The organism is Helicobacter mehlei, from assembly GCF_003660265.1.
In the GTDB taxonomy this organism is placed as follows: domain Bacteria; phylum Campylobacterota; class Campylobacteria; order Campylobacterales; family Helicobacteraceae; genus Helicobacter; species Helicobacter mehlei.
The window spans coordinates 18,122-38,509 of the sequence record NZ_QXQP01000011.1 but is presented as its reverse complement, the minus strand read 5'-3'; the positions used below and the strand labels follow the sequence as shown (position 1 = coordinate 38,509).

Sequence of the window (20,388 nt, the reverse complement as noted above, 5' to 3'; positions counted from 1 at the left end):
ACATGGAACAAGGATTTAATTTTAGCTTTGATTCTAAGGCATGCGATTCTTGTGGGGCACGCTGTTGTTTGGGGGCAGAAGGGTATGTTTTTGCTAGTATTGCCGAACTAAAAGCGATCAGTCTTTTTTTAAACATGCCCTTTGAAACTTTTACCCTACGCTATGTCAGACGAGTGGGCAATGCCTATAGCTTATTAGAAAAAAGGGCGTTGCTCTCCTCTGGTTATGCATGTGTATTCTTAGATGAGCCAACCAAACGTTGCGCCATTTACCCCGTGCGCCCCAAGCAGTGCCAAACTTTTCCCTTTTGGGAATGCTTTAAAACTAACCGTGAAAAGCTTCTAGCCCTATGCCCGGGCGTGCGCATGGATTAGTCCAAAAAAGATGGATTTTATGATATAGTCTAGGGATTTTTAAAAAAAACTAAAGAGGTTGGATGAAACAGCAGAGATTTTATCAAAAATGGTGCTTGGCATTGGGGGCAGTGTTTTGTAGCACGGCTTTGATGGCACAAGGCTTAACAGAGGATCAACAAATCCTCATCACTTCAGATGCCTTCCAACGCGGGGATTTTGCCACAGCCAAAAAGGGTTATTTGCGTCTTTACAAAGAAACCAACAATATTCTATATGCCAAAGAGGCAGCCATCTCGGCGGCTAGCTTGGGCGACATCAACACAGCCGTAGAGCTTGCGATGCTCTACAAAAAGGTTACCAAAAACGATAAGGATATTTACATCAATAAAATCCTAGTAGATGGTTATATTAAAACTGGGCAGATTGATAAGGCGATTAGCTTGCTAGAAAAAATCCGCAAAGAAGATAAATCTTTGATGTTGGATAGTGTCTTGGGCTCGCTCTATTTGGGGCAGAAAAATTACAGCAAAGCTTTTGAGATTTTCAACAAGATTTACAACCAAGCCCATGACGAAGATAGCCTAGAAAAACTCATTACAATTTTTTTTGTGCAAAACAGCCAACAAGAGGCGATCGATTTGCTCTCCTCACATTTAGAAAAATACGGCTGTTCGCCCGATTTGTGCCAAAGGAGTTTTAATACACTTATCCAGCTCAATGAGTTACAAGTTGCTAAAAGGGTATTTGGCGAACTCTACGAGAAAGAACCCGTTGTGCGCAATGCCCAGCTTTATATCGGCGTCTTGGTTTTGCTCAAAGAATTTGACAAAGCCCAGCAAATTGCCCAAAGCTACCCCTTCGATCGCCGTTTGCTCCTAGACCTCTACACCGCCCAGAAAAAATTTGCCCTAGCTGCCAAACAAGCGGGCCTGATCTACAACGAACAGAAAGACCCGAAGTTTTTAGCCCTAGAGGCTATTTACACCTATGAGGATTTGAGTGCCAATAACGCCCTCCAAAAATCTGATGTGATCCAAATCACCAAAAAATTAGAACAGGCGATTATGCAACGCAAGCAAGCCTTGATCAAAACCAAGGGCGATTTAGATGGGCAAGATGCCTTCTTTTATAACTTTTTGGGCTATTCCCTCATCGAATACGATTTAGACATTAAAAAAGGCATTGATTATGTCAAGGTGGCTTTAAAAATCGAGCCCGATTCGATTTTCTACATCGACTCGCTGGCATGGGGGTATTACAAGCTGGGTAGTTGCTCTGAAGCCAAAAAACTCTTTTTTAGCATTTCTGAAGAGGAGATCAACTCCCAACCCGAGCTAAAAGCCCATTCTAAATCCATTGCCGCGTGCCAATAAAGACCCTTCAAGCTTACCTAGAGATCAAGGAATCCCTAACCCCCTTTGAACTCTTGGGCAGGAGTTTGGCCTATAACCCATATGTCCCCAGACTCGCATTAGAAGACTTGAAACGCCCTCCCTCTCAAGAGATTGCCCACTCTATTTTATATCTTAATGCTAACTGGGATTTGGAATTTTTATTAGAAAAACTCGAACAAGCAGACAATGCACGTGCTCTTTTGCTGGATTTTACTCCCCTCTACACGCAGGGCATGCCTGCCCTAGAAGTGCTAGACTTACTGGGCTATATACGCCGCTTGAGCCCTAAACCCTTGATTCACAAAGATTATTTTATGAGCCAGTATCAAATCTTAGAGTCCTTGGTACATGGGGCTGATGCGCTCTTACTCAACGCCTCTTTATTGGCAAAAAACCTCAAGGAGATATTAGAGTATAGCGTGCGCTTGGGGTTGCTTGGCATTGTGGAGGTGGCCACCCCTAAAGAACTCAAGACAAGCATTTTAGCCAAAGCCCCAGCCCTCTACTTCCCCCAAAACTTTAAAACCCTCCTAGAACTCACACCCCAAAGACCCCTGATTTTCAAAGACTCAGAAGACCTAGTCCCTAATGCTCAAAACTCCTATGGTGTGGATGCACTGGTGATCAAAACTTCAGAACAGGCTCAAAAATAAGAATAAGGCAGTGGTATTAAGAGATCTAGAGGCTATGATTATTATTTGGCATCGAGTTGGTGCGTTTTAAGGCCTTAAGGTGATCTAGAGTGTACCCGCTATTGAGAATACCTACAAAAACTAGAAGGATGCATGCTTGACTAGCACAATAGGCTCTAGGCACCATCTCTTGTGTCTTTTATGGAAGCACTCATGTTATTCTAACTTCTTGTCAGCACAACATGGGTGTCAGAAATTTTCTTGAGATCATACCCTCTCAATTTATTCAGCACCCCCACCCCGCCGGCTGCAAAGGCAATGGCGACCGCCGAAGTGGTGGCAGGAAACCCAAGCACCGCCACAGCACCCCCAGCAACTACACCACTAGCCGGGGCTACTGTGCCTCCAGTTACCAGCAATGCAGTGACAGCCACACCAATAGCCCCGATCACCACAGCCAAAGCCACCTTGCCACTTGAACCCCACTAATCTCCCCCATCTGTGCCTTTAGGGCTTTGCACCACACCCCTTGTTATTTTCTTTTTTCTAGTTTGGGCGTTTTGTAAAAGGCGGGCGTGGGTGTCTTTAGCCTCACTGGGCCAATCCTTGCCCTGCTCTTGGACATTCCACTCAGGGTAACACCCCATCACTTTTTGGTAATCTAATAGACACGCATTTTCTAAAAATTTATAGCTAAGAGAAGGCTCAGGCACTTCGTGTAGCCCCAATAAGCCTTTAACATGCGCCTTAAAATTATCTTGATAAATCATGTAAAATTCTATCTTTTTGCCCGATAAAATGGTGTGGTAGAGAAAATACCAAATCCCAAAACTGCGGATGCTCGGTCTCCCTTTCACACCCCCATCTCTATAAATTTCCAGGGTGTTTTTAATCCCCCCTTGTGCTTGAGAGCCCCCGATCTTTTTAATCATCCCATCCACAACAATTAAATACACCCGGGCGATATTTTTAGTCAGAATGCTTTGGGGTAGGGGATTGTGGTCTTCATCTTTCAATTCTTTAAGATAATTGAAGTTAAGTTTTGTACTACCGGGCACAAACTCCACATCTGCGATTTTAAAGGCTGTTTTGACTTCTAAAATGCGCATTTTCACTCCTTAATAATTAAAAGTTCATGAGACTTTTTCACATACCCCACATCGCCCCGCTCAAGGCGGTTTTTGCCCATTCTGGTTTCTCCCTGCCCCATCGTGTATTGCCATGCCAATTCAACAATGTTAAAATCTTGATACGCCTCCCGTACAAAGGCGCAATCATTATAACTCAAAATAAAGGGTCCGGGGCGATTTTTAAGCATTTGGGCTAATTGCTCATGGGCAAAACCATTATGGTGTATGGGAAAATTGCGCATGGGATAAATCCCTTTAAACATCTTAGAATCTCCCTCTAAAAAGTAAGGTGGGTCTAAATAGGCAAAGTCATTAGGGTAGGCTAAAAGCACTTCCTTAAAGTCTGCACATTGCACGCTTAAAGTGGGGGCATCAAAGTTTTTTAACTTAGCTAGGGCGTTATAGTAGCGTTTTTCATCGGTATAAATCTTACTCATCCAGCCCAAAAACCCGGGGCCATAACTCAAGTTGAAGTTAAAATAATAATCCCGCGCCAAAGTGAGCGGGTCTAACACGCGCTCTTTTTGATAATGCGCTTTGAGCTCGGTTTTAATGGTGTTATAAGTGTCTTGCGTGGGTTTTAGCGCAAGCAGGGCTTCATAAAGACGCGCTTTATCTTTTAAGAGCACCTGCCAAAAATTCACCAAAATATCAAAAATGTCAAAAGCCAACACCTCTAAGCCCAGTTCTCTAGCACAGGCGATTTCCACACTCCCTCCGCCCATAAAAGGGCTAATAACCCTTGTGAGGCGAGCGGGCATGTGTTCTAAGATAAAGCCCACCGCCAAAGATTTACCCCCGCCATAGCGCAAAGGGCTTTTAGTGTAGCGTTTATAGTGCCGTTTTTGCGATCGCAAATGATCTAAGAAAAGAGATTTTTTGGCTGAATACATAGCAGAAATTCCCCCTCCTTGTCCCCCTCCAAAAAGCAAAGGCAAGGCTACATCATACCGCCCATGCCACCCATACCGCCCATGCCACCCATATCAGGCATAGCCGGAGCTGGTTTGTCTTCTTTAACTTCATGCACAGTGGCCTCAGTGGTTAAGAGCAAGCTAGAGACAGACACCGCGTTTTGCAAAGCGATGCGCGCTACTTTGAGGGGGTCAATAATGCCCGCTTTAAACATGTCCACATATTCGCCATTGCTCGCGTTGAAACCAAAATGGGCTTCTTTGTGCTTTTCTACCTCATTGACCACCACACCGCGATCGTAACCCGCATTGGCCGCGATTTGGGCTAGAGGGGCTTTAATAGCGCGTTTGATGATCTCATAGCCCACTTTTTCATCTTCATGCAATTCCAAATGCACTTTTTGGGCGGCACGAATGAGAGCCGCGCCCCCACCAATCACAATCCCTTCTTCAACCGCAGCTTTGGTGGCAGAAAGCGCGTCATCTACGCGATCTTTCTTTTCTTTCATTTCCACTTCAGAAGCCGCACCCACTTTAATCACCGCCACGCCACCGCTAAGTTTTGCCAAGCGTTCTTGGAGCTTTTCTTTATCGTAGTCGCTGGTGGTGGATTCAATTTGGGTTTTGATTTGGGCGATGCGATCTTTAACGGCATGCGCTTGACCCTTGCCATCCACGATGGTGGTGTTGTCTTTGTCAATCACAATGCGCGCCGCCACGCCTAGATCGCTCACATCGGCGTTTTCTAGGGTTTTGCCTAGCTCTTCAGAGATCACTTGCCCGCCTGTAAGGATTGCGATGTCTTTGAGCATTTCTTTACGGCGATCGCCAAAGCCGGGGGCTTTGACCGCTGCCACATTGAGTACACCCCTAAGTTTATTGACCACTAGAGTTGTGAGCGCTTCGCCCTCAATGTCTTCAGCGATGATCAAAAGGGGTTTGCCCTCTTTCATGGTGCGCTCCAACAAGGGCAAAATGTCTTTCATGCTAGAGATTTTCTTATCGGTGAGCAAAATGTAAGCGTTTTCTAGCTGGGTGGTCATTTTTTCGGCGTTGGTAACAAAGTAGGGAGAAAGATAGCCACGATCAAATTGCATGCCCTCCACCACATCTAGTTCGTCTTCAATTCCCTTAGCTTCTTCAACGGTGATCACGCCGTCTTTGCCCACTTTTTCCATCGCATCGGCGATTAATTTGCCGATTTTTTCATCGGAGTTAGCCGAAATGGTGGCAACTTGGGTGATTTCTTCTTTGCCACCCACTTTTTTGCTAGATTTTTTCAGCTCGGCAATGATGGCTTCGCTGGCTTTATCCATCCCGCGTTTGACTTCAATAGGGTTAGCCCCAGCGGTAATGTTGCGTAGTCCCTCTTTAAAAATGCTGTAAGCTAAAACGGTGGCGGTGGTGGTGCCATCCCCAGCCGCATCGGCGGTTTTGCTCGCCACTTCTTTAACCAGTTGCGCGCCCATGTTGGCTACAGGGCAGGCGAGCTCAATTTCTTTAGCCACGCTCACGCCATCTTTAGTAATGCTAGGCGCGCCATAGCTTTTTTGAATGAGCACATTGCGCCCCCTTGGTCCCATGGTAACCTTAACCGCGTCATTGAGTTGTTTCACGCCTTCAAAAAGTTTATTGCGTGCGTTGTCTGAAAATTTGATCTCTTTAGTTGCCATTGTTTGTCCTTTTTTTGTTGTATGAATGGGAGGGGCGCGCTAAAACGCCCCAAAGTCTAGCTTAGTGGCTATGACAGCAGTCGCCCTCGTGTTTGTGATCGCCTTTTTTATGCCCGTGCTCATGCCCATGGCAGCAAGAATCCACCACGCCTAGCACATCCTCAAGCTCTAAAACCATAAATTCTTTCCCGCCTAGTACGATTTCTGTGCCTTTGTACTTGCCAAACGCCACCACATCGCCCTCTTTAAGGCATTTGCACCCTTCGCTGATTTTGTGGCTGACGGCTTTGACCACGCCCATTTGGGGTTTTTCTTTGGCGTTGTCAGGGATGATAATCCCAGAAGCGGTTTTCTTTTCTTCTTCTAGTCTTTCAACTAGCACTCTTTCGCCTAATGGCTTGAACATATCGTCTCCTTAGTCCTAAAAATTAGCACTTAAAAATTTAAGTGCCAAATAATAACAAAAATTTTTGGATAAGTCAAGAGTTATTCCAATATTAAAATATTTTTTTCAATATATATTAGCCACTTAGACTAAAGATAATTATTGTTAGTTATATAAATATTGATAGAGGGCAGAAAAAGCCAAATACAAGCTCTCTTATGCTAAATACCAAATATGATTAGCGCACAATCCTTAGAGCAACTCAAGCAAGTCATTGACATTGTGGAAGTCGTGCAAGGTTATATCGAGCTCAAGAGAACAGGGATCAACTACCAAGCAATCTGCCCTTTCCACAACGAAAGAACCCCCAGTTTCATTGTCAATCCCCAAAAAAACTCCTTTAGATGTTATGGGTGCTCCAAATCGGGCAATGCAATCACCTTTGTGATGGAGTATGAAAAATTGGATTTTGCGGGGGCGGTGCAGAAGTTAGCCGACAAGTTCCGTGTGCCCTTAGAATATACCCACAAAACCCAGCAAAGCACCCAAGGATGGGATTTGTTGGAACAAATTACGCATTGCTACCAAACCCAACTCGCCACAAACTCAGCCGCTCAAAAGTATTTGGAAAAAAGGGGGGTTAGTCTCTCCAGTGTGCAAGAATTCAGACTAGGGTTTTGCCACCCTAGAGCCCTAGAGAATTTTATTGTTAAATACCGCCTTGATCGTTCCATGCTCGTCCAATTAGGCGTGCTCACCCAATATGAGGGCAAGAGTTATGCCCGCTTTTCCAACCGCTTGATTTTCCCCATCCATAACCCCAATGGCAAGATCGTGGGTTTTGGGGGGCGGATTTTGGATACCGATTCACACGCGGCTAAAGTAGCAAAATACATCAACTCGCCCCAAACCCCCCTTTTCAATAAATCCAAGCTTTTATATGGCTATTTCTTAGCCCGTGAGGCGATCTTAAAACAAAAACAGATTTTGGTAACAGAGGGGTATTTAGATGTGATCTTATTGCACCAAGCGGGGATCAAGCATGCCGTAGCCACTTTGGGGACGGCTTTAACCGAACAACATTTGCCTATTTTAAACCGAGGTATGCCCTCTGTTGTGATGGGTTATGATGGCGATCGTGCTGGTCATAATGCCGCTTTAAAAGCAAGCCAACTGCTAGCCAAAGAACTTAAAAGCGGGGGGGTAGTGGTTTTTGAAAACAATCTGGACCCCGCTGAGATGATTGCTAGTGGGCAAACTGAACGCCTCCAAGAACTTCTAGCCCAGCCAATGAAATTTATTGAGTTTGTGCTTAGAGGCATTAGAGAACGGCATAACCTAAATGATCCCTTGCAAAAAGAGCAAGCCCTCCAAGCCGCCCAAAATTTTTTGCACGATCTCCCCTTAGTGGTGCAAGAGGATTACCAACAAATGACAGCCCATTTACTAGAAATCCCCCAAAGTGGTTTAATTGGGCTTAAAAAACAAAAGCTCCCCACTCCTAGCCCCTCGGGTGAGCGTGCCATTTTAGACCCTTTAGAGGAGGTCTTGATCAAATACATGGCTTTAGATCATGCCTTGATTAAGAATGCCTTAGACTTTGTTAATGTGGAAAGTTTCAAGCATTGCCAAGAGGAGTTTAAGGCGTTGTGTCTAGGGCAATTCGATCAGGTGTGCCTAGTGGCGATCATGCTAGATGATCGCCTACCCATTGAACCCCATGGCTTTAAGGACAATTTAGTTAAATTCATTAAACGCCATTGTGAATGGCAGATAACCCAAATCCACACGCTCTATACCCATTTAGACCTTTCAGAACGCATTGCTATGATGAATGAATGGAAAAAGAAGCGTTATCTATGCGAACAAGGAGAATTAGTCAAAATATGAAAGCCCTAGCTCTTTTTAGTGGTGGGTTAGACAGCCTACTATCCATGTATTTAGTTGCCTCTCAGGGGATCGAAGTTACCGCCCTGCATTTTAATATCGGGTTTGGTGGGAACAAAGATAAATTAGAGTATTTGCAAAATGCCACCCAACAAATTGACGTGGGCTTGCTGGTGTGCGACATCCAAGAGCAATTTTTTAATGAAGTGCTTTTTAAGCCTAAATACGGCTATGGCAAGTATTTTAATCCCTGCATTGATTGCCATGCCAATATGTTCAGGCAGGCTTTTTACAAACTCTTAGAGTTACAGGCAGATTTTGTGATCAGTGGGGAGGTATTAGGGCAACGCCCCAAGAGTCAGCGCAAGGAAGCCCTAGGGCAGGTTAGAAAATTGGTGCGCGCCTTTGGGCAAGAAAGTTGCTTTGATAGCTTGCTGGATCGTCAGGGCAATAACCCCAATAAACCCCAATTTTTAGATCAACTCTTGCTAAGGCCTATGAGTGCCCAACTCTTAGAGCCTAGCTTTATGGAAAAACAGGGTTGGGTGGATCGCACGCGGTTGTGGGATGTGCAGGGGCGTAGCCGTGTGCGGCAACTCTCTAAGGTGCAAGAATTGGGTTTAAAATATTATGAAAAGCCCGGGGGTGGGTGTTTGCTGACAGACTTGAGTGTGAGTGCTAAACTCAAAGACCTCCAAGCCCACCGCCAAAACACCCAACAACAAATGGTGGTGCAGGATAATTTAATCGTCAAGGTGGGGCGCTATCTGGTCGTGGGCAATACCCGCGTGATCGTGGCGCGCAATGAGCTAGAAAATGCCAAATTGCAAGCCCCACACCCTTTGATGGATAAAATCGAATTACTGGATTGCAAGGGACCTTTGGGGCTTGTAGAAAAATGCGCTAGCCTAGAGGAGAAAAAACTAGCCGCCCAAATTGTGTTGAGTTATGCTAAAAGTGAGTGCGCACGCGCTTATGGGGTGCAGGTGGGGGCTGAGGTGTTGCATCTAAACCCTTTGCAAAGAGAAGAGGCACAAAAGTATCTTTTCATGGGTTGAGAGGCTGTATAATAGTGCAATGAGGAGCTAGACATGGAAAAATTTATTGGATTAGGGGTTGTGGGTAATTTTGCCAGACATTTAGAGCAAGCGGGCGAAGCCCATAGCTTTATCAACATGAAACACATTGAAAAAGACGCACCCAAGGGTCTTTTCCCTTTTTACCTGCCCAATGATAGCGGGTATTTGGGGCGTTATTGTATGGATAATGAGTTTGTGATCTTGCCTGATAATGCAAGTTTGCGCGCCCAAGCCGAGCCAGAGATCGCCCTAGAATGTGAAATTATCTATAATGATAAGCACTTGGTGGAGAACATCACACCCCATTATTTTATGGCTTTCAATGATGCTTCGATCCGCAATCTCAAGGCAAAAAAACTCTCTGAGAAAAAGAACTTTTCCAAAGCCTCTAAGGGCATGGGCGAGAAATTGCTGATCGATCGCTTTGTCTATGGCGGGGTGTGCAATGATTATTCGATCGCCTCTTTTTTAACTAGAGATGGGGAAACCCACATTTATGGCGAAAACTCTAAGCTTGTCAAATACGAATACTTCTATGATAAGCTGTTAAGCTGGATTGTGGAGATGTTAAACACCCAAGAAGATACGGGGAGTTTGGAAAATCTCAAGGAAGTGTTTAGGGTGCATGGCTACCCTTCTAAATGCATTATTGCTATTGGTGCTACACCCTACCTGCCCTTTGCCCAAGAAAATTTTTTAAAACAAGATGATTGTATCACTATCATTGCCTACAACCACCGCCGTTATAGCTTTGATAAGATTTTCGACATTGTTGCCTCCAACCAACTCCAGCAAACCCCCCTTAAGAGTGTATCTTTTATCCAACAAAAGGTGGTGGTGGATAAAAATTTGGTTGTTACAACTTGTTAGCTTGCCAAGCCCGTTATGCCAGATAGTCCGGGCACGCCCACACCTCAAGACTTAGAGCTTTTGCTCGCCAAGATTGAGGTTTCTCAAGCCCAATTTGAGCAGGAGATCAATAGCAAGATCGAGAGTTTGGCATTGCAACGCTTGGATTTAAATAGCGTCTTTAGAGTGGAGCGTAAAAACACCGCAATCGCTTACAAATTAATCGCCCTATTAGCCTTTGTGAGTCTGAGCCAAGCCATCGCCCTTGTAATCCTCTTGCCTTTAAAAGAAACCCAGCACCACTTTGTAGATTTTGCCAATCAAGACAAGCATTATGCCATTATCCAGCGTGCCGATGAGAGCATCACCAGCAACCAAGCCCTTGTGCGTTCTTTGGTGGGCACTTATGTGCTCAATCGCGAATCCATTAACCACATTGATGATCAAATCCGTTACGAGGCAGTGCGCTTGCAGAGTAGCCAAAAGGTTTGGGAAGTGTTTGAAAATTTGGTCGCGTCCAAGCATAGCATTTACACCAATGCCAAAATGGATCGCGACATTAAGATTATTAATATCGCCCTGCTCAAAGATAGTAACGCCCAAAATATCGCCAGCGTGCAGATTGTGGCTAGACTCTTTCATGAGGGTAAGCTGACCTATGAAAAACGCTACCACATCACGCTAAGCTATGCCTTTGTAACCCCCAAACTTGATTATGAACCCATGCCCAAAAACCCGACCGGCTTTGAGGTTAATGCTTATAGCATCGTGGAGTTAAACTCACTGAAAAACCCTTAAAAAAGTTTGTAAATAGAAACCAAAATCGAGAGAGCATAGACTCCCAAGAGGCAACGCCGGTGCCACGCATTGGAAACAAGTGGCATTAAACGCACCCCGCCCATCACGCCTAAAATACTGCCAATCCCCACAATAACCCCCCCTTGTAAGTTTGCTGGTCCTAAGAAATCTTGTTGCATTAAGGACAATACCCCACTAAAGGAGGAAAACACCACAAAAAATAGCCCTAAAGGCACGCTTTGCTTAGGGCTTAAACCAAAATAGTAAGAGAGCATGGAAACCATCAACACCCCGCCCCCAATGCCCAAACTAATGGCAAAAATCCCAGTGAGCACGCCAATGCCTATTAAAATCCCTTTATCTTTGGAATTGGGTTCTAGCGTTTTAAAAGAGACTTGAGAGCTAGGCTTGATGAATAAAAAACGCCAAAAAGAATAAATGGTGATGGCGATGAAAATCCCTAAGAGCACCTTGTGGGGCACTACGCTTAAAATGAGTCCACTAAAGCTAGCCCCAATGAGTCCGCCCAGCCCAACATAAATCCCCACCTTCCAATCTAACAAGCCCTTTTTAAAATTGCTCCAACTCCCCACAACAGAGGAACAAGCCATCTGCACGACTGAAATCCCTACTGCCCCATCATAGGAATACCCGGCTAAAAGCAAGGTGGGCACAATCACCATGCCCCCCCCAATGCCAAAAAAGCCTGCCATTACACCTGTCAGTAAGCCTAGTAGCAAAAACAAGCCTAATTGTACCATCTCCATAGCGTAGCCTTTTGACTCCATTATAATGAAGTTGTGCTAAAATCCCCGCCATGATTGATCGCCGGATTTTGACCCACTTTGATTTTCTATTGTTCTTTTTTCTCCTGCCCCTCATGGGTCTCTCTTTCTTTTTAGTCCATGAAGCCAATACGACTTTAAGCCTCAAACAAGGCTTTTATTTCGCAATAGGCTTTATCGTATTTTGGGTTGTGTTTTTGATCCCCTTTAGAAAGTTTGATTACTTGTTCCATTTGCTCTACTGGGGCTGTATTTTTCTGCTCTTGCTTGTTAATTTTATGGGCACTTCCAAACTAGGGGCGCAACGCTGGCTAGTGATCCCGGGCACTTCTTGGACCTTCCAGCCTAGCGAGCCGGTCAAAATCGCAATCTTGTTGCTCTTGGCCCACTTGATCAGCACGCACCCCATCCCCCCGGGGGGCTATGGCTGGAAAGTCTTTGGAAAATTGAGTATTTACATCATTATCCCGGCTGGGCTGATTTTAAAACAACCCGATTTGGGCACGGCCTTAGTGATTTTGATCATGGGTTTTGGTGTGTTGTTTTTGGTGGGTGTGCATCCCAAGGTGTGGATGACGCTGGGCATTGTCTTTGCCATTGCCTCCCCACTCATTTATGGCTCCTTGCACGCCTATCAAAAAAAGCGTATCCACGATTTTATTGCCGAAAAACCTAATTACCATGTCCGCCAATCCATTATTGCCATCGGCTCAGGCGGGCTCTTGGGCAAGTCCCAAGAAGAATCCACCCAAGCTAAATTAAAATTCTTGCCCATTGCCACCAGTGATTTTATCTTTGCCTATTTTGTGGAACGCTTTGGCTTTTTAGGGGCATTTGCGCTTTTAATCTTTTATCTGCTCTTTGTCTTGCATTTTTTCTCCTATTTTATAAGCGATCCCAAAGATCGCTTTTTGCAGACGATCACGGGTGGGATCGCAATTTTGATCTTTATTTATACCAGCGTGAACATTGCCATGACTCTAGGATTAGCCCCTGTGGTGGGCTTGCCCCTGCCTCTTTTAAGTTATGGAGGCAGTAGTTTCATCACTTTTATTATCCTCTTTGCCATTTTTGAAAACTTACTTGCATTTAAATTTGGATTTGGTTATAATCCCCCTTCTTATCGAAAAAAAGGATTCTTAGCTCAGCTGGTTAGAGCATTCGGCTCATAACCGATTGGTCGTAGGTTCAAGTCCTACAGAATCCACCAAGGTCTCCATGCAAGTAGCAGCTAGTATTTTGAGTGCGGATTTTTTAGATTTAAGACGGAGTATTACGCGCGTACATGGGGTAGATTTTTTGCACGTGGATGTAATGGATGGGCATTTTGTGCCTAATCTAACTTTTGGTCCTTGCGTACTCAAAAATCTCCCTAAGTTGCAAATCCCCCTAGATGTCCATTTGATGGTAACCGATCCCCTCTTTGGTATTGCGCTTTATCAGGATTTAAAGCCTGCCTTTTTGAGCGTGCATGCCGAAAGCACGCCTCATCTGCACAAGGTGGTGCATCATATTAAAGATTTAGGGATTAAAGCCGGGGTGAGTCTCAACCCTGCAACCCCCTTAAGCGTATTGGACTATGTGATCCAAGATTTAGATTTAGTCTTGCTCATGAGTGTGAATCCGGGTTTTGGGGGACAGAGCTTTTTACCCCTCACTCTCCAAAAACTTCACGATTTCAAACAACGCTTCCCCCACTATGCCGGGGTGCTGGAAGTCGATGGGGGGATCAACGATCAAAATGCGCGCCTATTGAGCCAAGCTGGGGCTAATTTATTGGTGGTGGGCAGTTTCTTATTTAACCATAACAACCCCGCACAGGCCCTCCAAGTCCTCCAAGCCATTGATGCCTAAAAGTTACCGCGATTCATTGTATTGCTTTGTGGATATTGAAACCACTGGTTCTAAACCAGAGACTTCCAGCATCATAGAAATTGCCGCCTTGCTCTATGCCCCCCACCCACCCCACTAGGCAAGGGGCGGCTGGTAAAAAGTTATGCCAGTTTGGTTTTTTGTGAGGATATCCCGCCCAAGATCAGCGAGCTAACCGGCATTGAACCTGAAGACCTACAAGGCGCGCCCTCTTTAATCCCCGTTTTGCGTGTGTTTAAAGACCTCTTGCAGGATCATATTTTTGTTGCCCACAATGTGGCTTTTGATTTTAATTTTATCCATTGCACCAGCCAGCAAGTCTTGGGCGAGGGGCTTTTTAACCCCCAACTCTGCACCTTGAATCTAAGCCGTCTGTGCATCCCTAGTCCCAAGCATGGCTTAAAGTTTCTCAACACCCACTTGGGGATCAAAATCCCCATTACCCACCGTGCCTATGCTGATGCCCTAATCGCTCTTAAGGTTTTTGAGCATTGCTTGAATGCTTTGCCCGCAGAGATCACCACCACCCAAGACTTACTGGATTACAGCATGGGCAAATTAAACTGAGCAAAATAGGGTTTGGATTGGGCAAGAATAACTCCCCAGCAAGTCCAAAATAACAAATATAAGATAAAATAGGGTAGAATGCACACGGTAAGATTTTAGGTAATTAGGGATCGCTCTTGACAGAACAAAGTTTAGACACGGCTTTAAATCTAGGTGAAATCGAGCTCGTGGATTTTCGGATCTTTGGGTTGCAAAATGGCAAGCCCTACGAGGGGATTTATGGGATCAATGTTTCTAAGGTGCAAGAGATCATCATGATGCCTGAGATTTTCGAGTTCCCCACGCACCTAAAATATGTGGTGGGAGTCTTTGATTTGCGCTCCACGATTATCCCCCTAATCGATCTCTCTACATGGCTGGGGATCACTGTGGATGAACAGCGTATTGAAGAAAAAGTCGTGGTGATCACCGAGTTTAGTAGTGTAAAGATGGGTTTTGTGGTGCATGCAGCCAAGCGCATCCGGCGCATTAGTTGGAGTGATGTTGAATCGGCTACCTTTAGTGCGCATAGCAATGCAAATCAAGACAAGATCACAGGTACAACTAAAATTGAGGGGGATAAAACTCTCTTGATTTTGGATTTGGAGAGCATTTTAAACGACTTTGAGTTTAGTATCCCCCATGTTTCCAAAAAAGACCTCCTAGAAGAACATGCTAAGAAATTTGATGGAATCGCTTTGTTTGTAGATGATAGTCGGGCAGCGCGCAAAATCATTAAACACACTCTCTTAAAACTAGGGTTTCAGGTGGTAGAGGCTGTGGATGGCAAAGATGGTTTGGCTAAACTAGAGATGCTCTATAACCAATACCAAGAGACCTTGAGTAAACATTTAAAACTGATTGTCTCCGATGTAGAGATGCCCAAGATGGATGGCTACCATTTCTTTTCTAAAATCCAAGAAGACCCACGTTTTGCCAATATCCCCGTCCTTTTCAACTCCTCTATTTGTGATGACTACAGCGCACAGAGAGCTTTAGATTTAGGGGTAAAGGGTTATTTGGTGAAATTCGATCCCAACCGCTTTGCTGATGAAATTGCCAAGATTTTAGGATAACCCACAAATTGGAGTATAATACATTAAACGACAGAAAGGGTGTTTAGATGGATGATATGAAGGAGATCATGGAAGACTTCTTGGTAGAAGCCTTCGAAATGAACGAACAGCTTGATCAGGATTTGGTGGAGTTAGAACACAACCCGCAAGATTTAGACTTGCTCAACCGCATTTTTAGGGTCGCCCACACCATCAAGGGTTCTAGTTCGTTCCTCAACTTGGATATTCTGACCCATTTGACCCACAATATGGAAGATGTTTTGAACAAAGCCCGCAAGGGTGAGCTCATCATCACCCCCGATGTAATGGATGTCGTCCTGCGATCGGTGGATATGATGAAAACACTCTTAGTAACTATTCGCGACACCGGATCGGATACCAATTCGGGCATTGATATTACCAATATCGTTAAAGAACTCCAAAGCATCGCCCACGCCACACATAGTGGCGATGAAACTCCCTCTTCAGAGTCTGCTCCAAGCGAGCCTAGCCCGCCCCCTCCTCCCCCCTCAGAGCCTGCACCTCCAGCCCAGTCTGCAACCCAGCCATCCTCTTTGGCTAGTGAGCCAGAGCCTGATTATGCCAACATGAGCACTGAAGAGGTGGAAAAAGAGATTGATCGGTTACTAAAACTCCGCCAAGAGGCTGATAAAAAACGCCGTACCGAACTCAGAAAAGAACAGGGCCAAAAGGCTCTAGAGAACAAACCCCAGCCTCTAAAACCCCAAACCCCCCAAACCCCTAAAACCCCAGAAAAGCCCCAAGCAGGTCCTCAAAGCAAAAAAGATCAAGACAAATCTGTTGCCATTGGGGTCGAACAAACCGTGCGCGTAGATGTGCGTCGCTTGGATCACCTGATGAATCTCATTGGAGAATTGGTGTTAGGCAAAAACCGCTTGATCCGCATTTATGGCGATGTAGAGGAACGCTATGATGGGGAAAAATTCTTAGAGGAATTAAACCAAGTGGTCTCTTCCATCTCAGCAGTTACCACCGATTTACAGCTGGCTGTGATGAAAACAAGAATGCAACCTATTGGCAAGGTGTTTAATAAATTCCCCCGCATGGTGCGCGATTTGAGTCGGGAATTGGGCAAGAGCATTGAATTGGTCATTGATGGAGAAGAGACCGAGCTAGATAAATCCATTGTAGAGGAGATTGGCGATCCGTTGATCCACATTATCCGCAACTCTTGTGATCATGGCATTGAAAAGCCTGAAGATCGCAAGATGTTAGGCAAACCTGAAATGGGGCGTGTGGAGTTGAGTGCTTATAATGAGGGCAATCACATTGTGATTAAGATTACAGACGATGGGGCCGGGCTAGATCCAGAAAAACTCAAAGAAAAGGCGATTGAAAAAGGTGTTATCACCGAGAGGGAAGCTAGCACGATGACAGACAAAGAAGCCCTTAATATCATCTTCAAGCCCGGCTTCTCCACCGCCAAAACCCTAAGCAATGTTTCTGGGCGGGGTGTGGGTATGGATGTGGTAAAAACCAATATTGAAAAACTCAATGGGATCATCGAATTAGAATCAGAAGTGGGCGTTAGGACCACCCAAAAGCTTAAAATCCCCCTAACTCTTGCCATTATCCAAGCCTTGCTGGTGGGTGTGCAAGAGGAATACTATGCCATCCCCCTCTCCTCTGTGCTGGAAACCGTGCGCATTAGCCAAGATGAGATTTATAGCGTAGATGGCAAAAGTGTTTTAAGATTGCGCGATGAAGTGCTGTCCTTAGTGCGCCTAGCGGACATCTTTAAGGTCGATGCGATCTTAGAGGATTCTAAAGAGGTCTATGTGGTGATCATTGGGCTAGCCGATCAAAAAATCGGGGTGATTGTGGATTACTTGATCGGGCAAGAGGAAGTGGTCATCAAATCTTTGGGCTACTATCTCAAAAGCACGAAGGGGATTGCTGGGGCAACCGTGCGTGGGGATGGTAAGATCACCTTGATTGTGGATGTGGGCACGATGATGGAAATGGCTAAAAATGTGAAGGTCAATGTCAATAGCCTCATTGATGAAGCCCAAAACTCCAATATCAAAAACAACCCCAGTGATTATATTGTGCTCGCCATCGATGACAGTAGCACGGATCGCGCCATGATGCGTAAATCCTTAAAGTCTCTAGGCGTTACCGTGATTGAGGCGAGCAATGGCGTGGAGGGCTTGGAGATGGTCAAAAATGCCGACAAAGTTCCCGATGCGGTGTTGGTGGATATTGAAATGCCCAAGATGGATGGGTATGCCTTTGCTAGCGAAGTGCGTAAATACAACAAATTTAAAAACCTGCCTTTGATTGCGGTCACTTCACGAGTAACCAAGACCGATCGCATTAGAGGGGTGGAAAGCGGGATGACCGAATACATCACCAAGCCCTATAGCCCTGAGTATTTGGCCAATGTGGTCAAACGGAGCATTAAGTTAGATTAGAGGAGAAAACATGCAAGATGCAATGGCCCTAAAAGAGCTGTTTGAGAAACAAAAGAAGGGGAACAAAGACGAGAATAGGGCTGATGATAATGAGGAGATTTTACAATTCATCGGTTTTATCATTGGGACGGAGGAATATGCCATCCCCATTCTCAATATTTTAGAGATTGTCAAGCCCATTGGTTATACCCGCGTACCTGAAACCCCTAACTATGTGCTGGGAGTCTTCAATTTGCGGGGTAATGTCTTCCCCCTCATTAGCTTGCGTCTCAAATTTGGTCTGCCCCCTGAGAAACTCAATAAGGATATGCGTTATTTGGTGGTGCGCCACAACGACCAGATTGCGGGGTTTTATATCGACCGCCTCACAGAGGCGATTCGCATCAAACAATCCGACATCGACCCCGTGCCCGAAACCCTATTGGAGAATAACCAACTCATCTTTGGTATTGGGAAGCGGGAGGACAAACTGGTTTCTATTTTGAAAGTTGAGGAAATCTTAAAAAAAGACTTTTAAGAGCCCTTGTTAATCCAAAGGAGGTTCATGTCTGCTTTTTCACGTCTAAGCATTGGCACAAAGATTGTAGTCGGTGTGGGCATTATCGTGGTATTAGGGATTTTGGTCTTGGGGCTTGTGGTGGGAATCCAAGTTAAAAATGTTACTCAAACCAAGACCATTGAAACATTGGAAGACAACGTCAATGAGGGAGGTATGCGCCTGCAGAGAATCATGGACCGCTCATTTGCCCATTTGAGTGGTTTGAGCAAAGATTTAATTAATGCTGGGGGCTTAGTCCCTCCAGAAAAACGCCTCGAATTGATGCAACGCTTTTTGGCCGATTCGATCAATATTACCCTCATTAGCTTGACTCTACCTGGTAATCCGCAAGGCTCATCTGTGATGCACATGGTGGGGGCTTCTTTTGAGATGATGCATCAAGAAGAGATTTATTCCCCCAAGCTCTATGACGGGATATTGCAGACTTCTAGGATTGCCAAGAACGATCCCTACTTCCGCGAAATTGATGGTAAGCCGGTTTTTGGGTTTGATCTAGGGGTGCCCTTAAAACAGCACGGCAAAGTAATCGGAGTCTTGACTGCCTTTTTTAGCATTGATAGCCTCACAGACGCGGTGATGCGCAATAAAAACGATACCTTTTTGCTCAATCAAGATGGGTACTTGCTCATCGCCTATGATAAAAACATTCGGGGCAAGCTTCTAGCAGATGTCAATCCCGACCCCTCAGCTAAAACTTTGGTGCAGGCTATCAAGGCTTTAAAAGCGGGTGTTTTTGATTACTATTCTCTCAGCGAGAAGAAGAACAGTTTGTTAGTGGTGAAGTCCTTTGATATTTTTCAAAAAATTGGTCCCGAGGATTTTAAGTTTAATTGGGCGTTAGCCCGTTTTGTCGGTAAAGACAAGGTATTACAAGCCTCTGTTTATCTCCAAAATCTTGTGTTGAGCATGGGTGTCATCATCATATTGGTCTTGGTGATTGCCATTTATATTTTAGTGCGCTTGTTGGTGCGCAATCGGATTCGCATGGTTTCTGAGACCTTGCTAGGGTTTTTCAAGCTCTTAAACGACCCAAAGGGGCAGCACAATATTCCAATCACAAAGGTATATGCCTTGGATGAAATTGGGGTGATGAAGCAAGCCATCAATGAAAACATTGCCAAAATCCACGAAAATACCAAAGCTGACAACGCAACTATTGATGACATGTTGGGCGTAGTGCGTTCCATTAAAGAGGGCGATTTTACGAAAGAAATCTACGCCACACCTAATAATCCTGATCTCTTGCACCTTAAAGAGCTTTTTAATGAGGTCGCCGTGTATTTACGCCAGCATATCGGATCGCACATGCAGGGTATCAACCAAGCCTTTGAGCGATTCAAGGTTCTGGATTTTAGGCAGGGTATCCCCAACCCTACGGGAAATGTTGAAAAAGCCGTCGACACTTTGAGCAATGGGATTAGGGTGATGTTGCGCACCTCCTCTAATTTTGCCAATGCGCTAAGCCATGAGGCAGAGGGGTTAAAAACTTGTGTGGATAGTTTGATTCAGAGTGCCGATCAACAAAATAAAAGTTTGCACCAGACCTCAAAATCCATTGAGTCCATTGTGGATAGCATTTCTAGCATTAGCCACAAAAGCGAGGATATGATCAAACAAGGGCAGGATATTAGAAACATTGTGGAGATCATCAAGGATATTGCCGATCAAACCAATTTGTTAGCCCTCAATGCCGCCATTGAAGCCGCACGGGCTGGGCAGTATGGGCGCGGGTTTGCGGTGGTGGCTGATGAGGTCAGAAAACTAGCCGAGCGCACCCAAAAATCGTTGGGCGAGATTGAGGCCAACATTAATGTGTTGGTGCAAAGCATTGCGGATACTTCCGAATCGATTAAGATGCAGAGTCAAAGTGTGGAGGGAATCAACCACTCCTTAGAAGCCTTCAAACAAGACACGCAAAATAACTTGAATATCGCCAATACTTCCTTAGAAGTGGGGAATAACATCGATCGCATCTCCAAAGACATTTTAGACGATGCCAACAAGAAGCAGTTTTAATG

At 45.0% G+C, this 20,388-nt stretch carries 20 protein-coding genes, 1 tRNA gene and 2 pseudogenes; 17 read left to right on the top strand and 6 right to left on the bottom strand.

All coding sequences use genetic code 11. The features are described from left to right. The first annotated feature begins 2 nt into the window (after positions 1-2). The 3 genes from EAO36_RS04915 (at position 3) to EAO36_RS04905 (ending at position 2,403) form a co-directional block, all read left to right on the top strand. Positions 3-374 carry a YkgJ family cysteine cluster protein gene (locus tag EAO36_RS04915; protein ID WP_120948011.1) on the top strand — a complete coding sequence of 124 codons (372 nt, stop codon included), beginning with the start codon at positions 3-5 and terminating at the stop codon, positions 372-374. A gap of 131 nt (positions 375-505) precedes the next feature. Next, complete coding sequence (locus tag EAO36_RS04910; RefSeq protein WP_407925311.1) at positions 506-1,729, top strand: tetratricopeptide repeat protein; 1,224 nt, start codon at positions 506-508, stop codon at positions 1,727-1,729. Further along, complete coding sequence (locus tag EAO36_RS04905; RefSeq protein ID WP_120948013.1) at positions 1,720-2,403, top strand: beta/alpha barrel domain-containing protein; 684 nt, start codon at positions 1,720-1,722, stop codon at positions 2,401-2,403. Before EAO36_RS04910 ends, EAO36_RS04905 begins: the two co-directional genes overlap by 10 nt. Before the next feature lie 200 nt (positions 2,404-2,603). On the opposite strand, the gene EAO36_RS04900 is transcribed toward EAO36_RS04905, so the two are convergent. From EAO36_RS04900 to groES, 5 genes are all read right to left on the bottom strand, one after another. After that, positions 2,604-2,849: a hypothetical protein gene (locus EAO36_RS04900; protein ID WP_120948014.1), complete on the bottom strand. Its 246-nt coding sequence runs from the start codon at positions 2,847-2,849 to the stop codon at positions 2,604-2,606. Positions 2,850-2,867: 18 nt separating this feature from the next. After that, on the bottom strand, positions 2,868-3,491 hold the full coding sequence (locus EAO36_RS04895; protein WP_120955779.1) for a GIY-YIG nuclease family protein: 624 nt from the start codon (positions 3,489-3,491) through the stop codon (positions 2,868-2,870). Positions 3,492-3,493: 2 nt separating this feature from the next. Then, on the bottom strand, positions 3,494-4,405 hold the full coding sequence (locus EAO36_RS04890; protein ID WP_120948016.1) for a DNA adenine methylase: 912 nt from the start codon (positions 4,403-4,405) through the stop codon (positions 3,494-3,496). A gap of 47 nt (positions 4,406-4,452) precedes the next feature. Beyond that, entirely contained in the window at positions 4,453-6,099 is a 1,647-nt protein-coding gene (gene groL, locus EAO36_RS04885) for a chaperonin GroEL (RefSeq protein ID WP_104751599.1), read from the bottom strand. A gap of 61 nt (positions 6,100-6,160) precedes the next feature. Next, positions 6,161-6,505, bottom strand: a complete 345-nt coding sequence (gene groES / locus EAO36_RS04880; RefSeq protein WP_053941367.1) for a co-chaperone GroES — start codon at positions 6,503-6,505, stop codon at positions 6,161-6,163. 213 nt (positions 6,506-6,718) lie between these two features. Here groES and dnaG point away from each other — a divergent pair, with 213 nt between their 5' ends. Genes dnaG through EAO36_RS04860 form a run of 4 tightly spaced genes read left to right on the top strand, consistent with a single transcriptional unit; the run spans position 6,719 to position 11,097 of the window. Next, the gene (gene dnaG, locus EAO36_RS04875) at positions 6,719-8,374 is read left to right on the top strand and encodes a DNA primase (RefSeq protein WP_120955778.1); all 1,656 of its coding nucleotides are present in this window, start codon (positions 6,719-6,721) and stop codon (positions 8,372-8,374) included. Further along, a complete protein-coding gene (locus EAO36_RS04870) occupies positions 8,371-9,429 on the top strand; it encodes a 7-cyano-7-deazaguanine synthase (protein WP_120948017.1) in 1,059 nt (352 codons plus the stop codon). Before dnaG ends, EAO36_RS04870 begins: the two co-directional genes overlap by 4 nt. 33 nt (positions 9,430-9,462) lie before the next feature. Continuing rightward, positions 9,463-10,320 carry a DUF5718 family protein gene (locus EAO36_RS04865; protein WP_120948018.1) on the top strand — a complete coding sequence of 286 codons (858 nt, stop codon included), beginning with the start codon at positions 9,463-9,465 and terminating at the stop codon, positions 10,318-10,320. A gap of 15 nt (positions 10,321-10,335) precedes the next feature. Beyond that, complete coding sequence (locus EAO36_RS04860; protein ID WP_120948019.1) at positions 10,336-11,097, top strand: VirB8 family type IV secretion system protein; 762 nt, start codon at positions 10,336-10,338, stop codon at positions 11,095-11,097. On the opposite strand, the gene EAO36_RS04855 is transcribed toward EAO36_RS04860, so the two are convergent. Beyond that, positions 11,094-11,864, bottom strand: coding sequence for a sulfite exporter TauE/SafE family protein (locus EAO36_RS04855; protein WP_120955777.1), 771 nt, complete (start codon positions 11,862-11,864; stop codon positions 11,094-11,096). The two genes, EAO36_RS04860 and EAO36_RS04855, sit on opposite strands and share 4 nt — an antisense overlap. A 50-nt stretch (positions 11,865-11,914) precedes the next feature. Between EAO36_RS04855 and EAO36_RS04850 the strand changes: the two genes are divergently transcribed. From EAO36_RS04850 to EAO36_RS04815, 10 genes and pseudogenes are all read left to right on the top strand, one after another. Beyond that, the gene (locus EAO36_RS04850) at positions 11,915-13,054 is read left to right on the top strand and encodes an FtsW/RodA/SpoVE family cell cycle protein (RefSeq protein WP_120948061.1); all 1,140 of its coding nucleotides are present in this window, start codon (positions 11,915-11,917) and stop codon (positions 13,052-13,054) included. Then, a tRNA-Ile gene (locus tag EAO36_RS04845) sits at positions 13,016-13,092 on the top strand. The genes EAO36_RS04850 and EAO36_RS04845 overlap by 39 nt, the downstream gene beginning before the upstream one ends. 8 nt (positions 13,093-13,100) lie before the next feature. Next, complete coding sequence (rpe, locus tag EAO36_RS04840; RefSeq protein ID WP_120948021.1) at positions 13,101-13,736, top strand: ribulose-phosphate 3-epimerase; 636 nt, start codon at positions 13,101-13,103, stop codon at positions 13,734-13,736. Then, on the top strand, positions 13,729-13,854 hold the full coding sequence (locus EAO36_RS08935; RefSeq protein WP_268877267.1) for a hypothetical protein: 126 nt from the start codon (positions 13,729-13,731) through the stop codon (positions 13,852-13,854). Before rpe ends, EAO36_RS08935 begins: the two co-directional genes overlap by 8 nt. Positions 13,855-13,886: 32 nt before the next feature. After that, entirely contained in the window at positions 13,887-14,321 is a 435-nt protein-coding gene (locus EAO36_RS04835; protein WP_235852377.1) for an exonuclease domain-containing protein, read from the top strand. A 116-nt stretch (positions 14,322-14,437) separates the two neighbouring features. After that, positions 14,438-14,924, top strand: a pseudogene (locus EAO36_RS09040) (chemotaxis protein CheW); the annotation flags it as partial. A gap of 65 nt (positions 14,925-14,989) precedes the next feature. Next, positions 14,990-15,376, top strand: a pseudogene (locus EAO36_RS09035) (response regulator); the annotation flags it as partial. Between the two features lie 47 nt (positions 15,377-15,423). Next, complete coding sequence (locus EAO36_RS04825) at positions 15,424-17,811, top strand: hybrid sensor histidine kinase/response regulator (RefSeq protein ID WP_120948024.1); 2,388 nt, start codon at positions 15,424-15,426, stop codon at positions 17,809-17,811. Positions 17,812-17,821: 10 nt separating this feature from the next. Next, a complete protein-coding gene (locus EAO36_RS04820; RefSeq protein ID WP_328588044.1) occupies positions 17,822-18,328 on the top strand; it encodes a chemotaxis protein CheW in 507 nt (168 codons plus the stop codon). A gap of 27 nt (positions 18,329-18,355) precedes the next feature. Then, positions 18,356-20,386: a methyl-accepting chemotaxis protein gene (locus tag EAO36_RS04815; RefSeq protein ID WP_120948025.1), complete on the top strand. Its 2,031-nt coding sequence runs from the start codon at positions 18,356-18,358 to the stop codon at positions 20,384-20,386. The last annotated feature ends 2 nt before the right edge of the window (positions 20,387-20,388 follow it).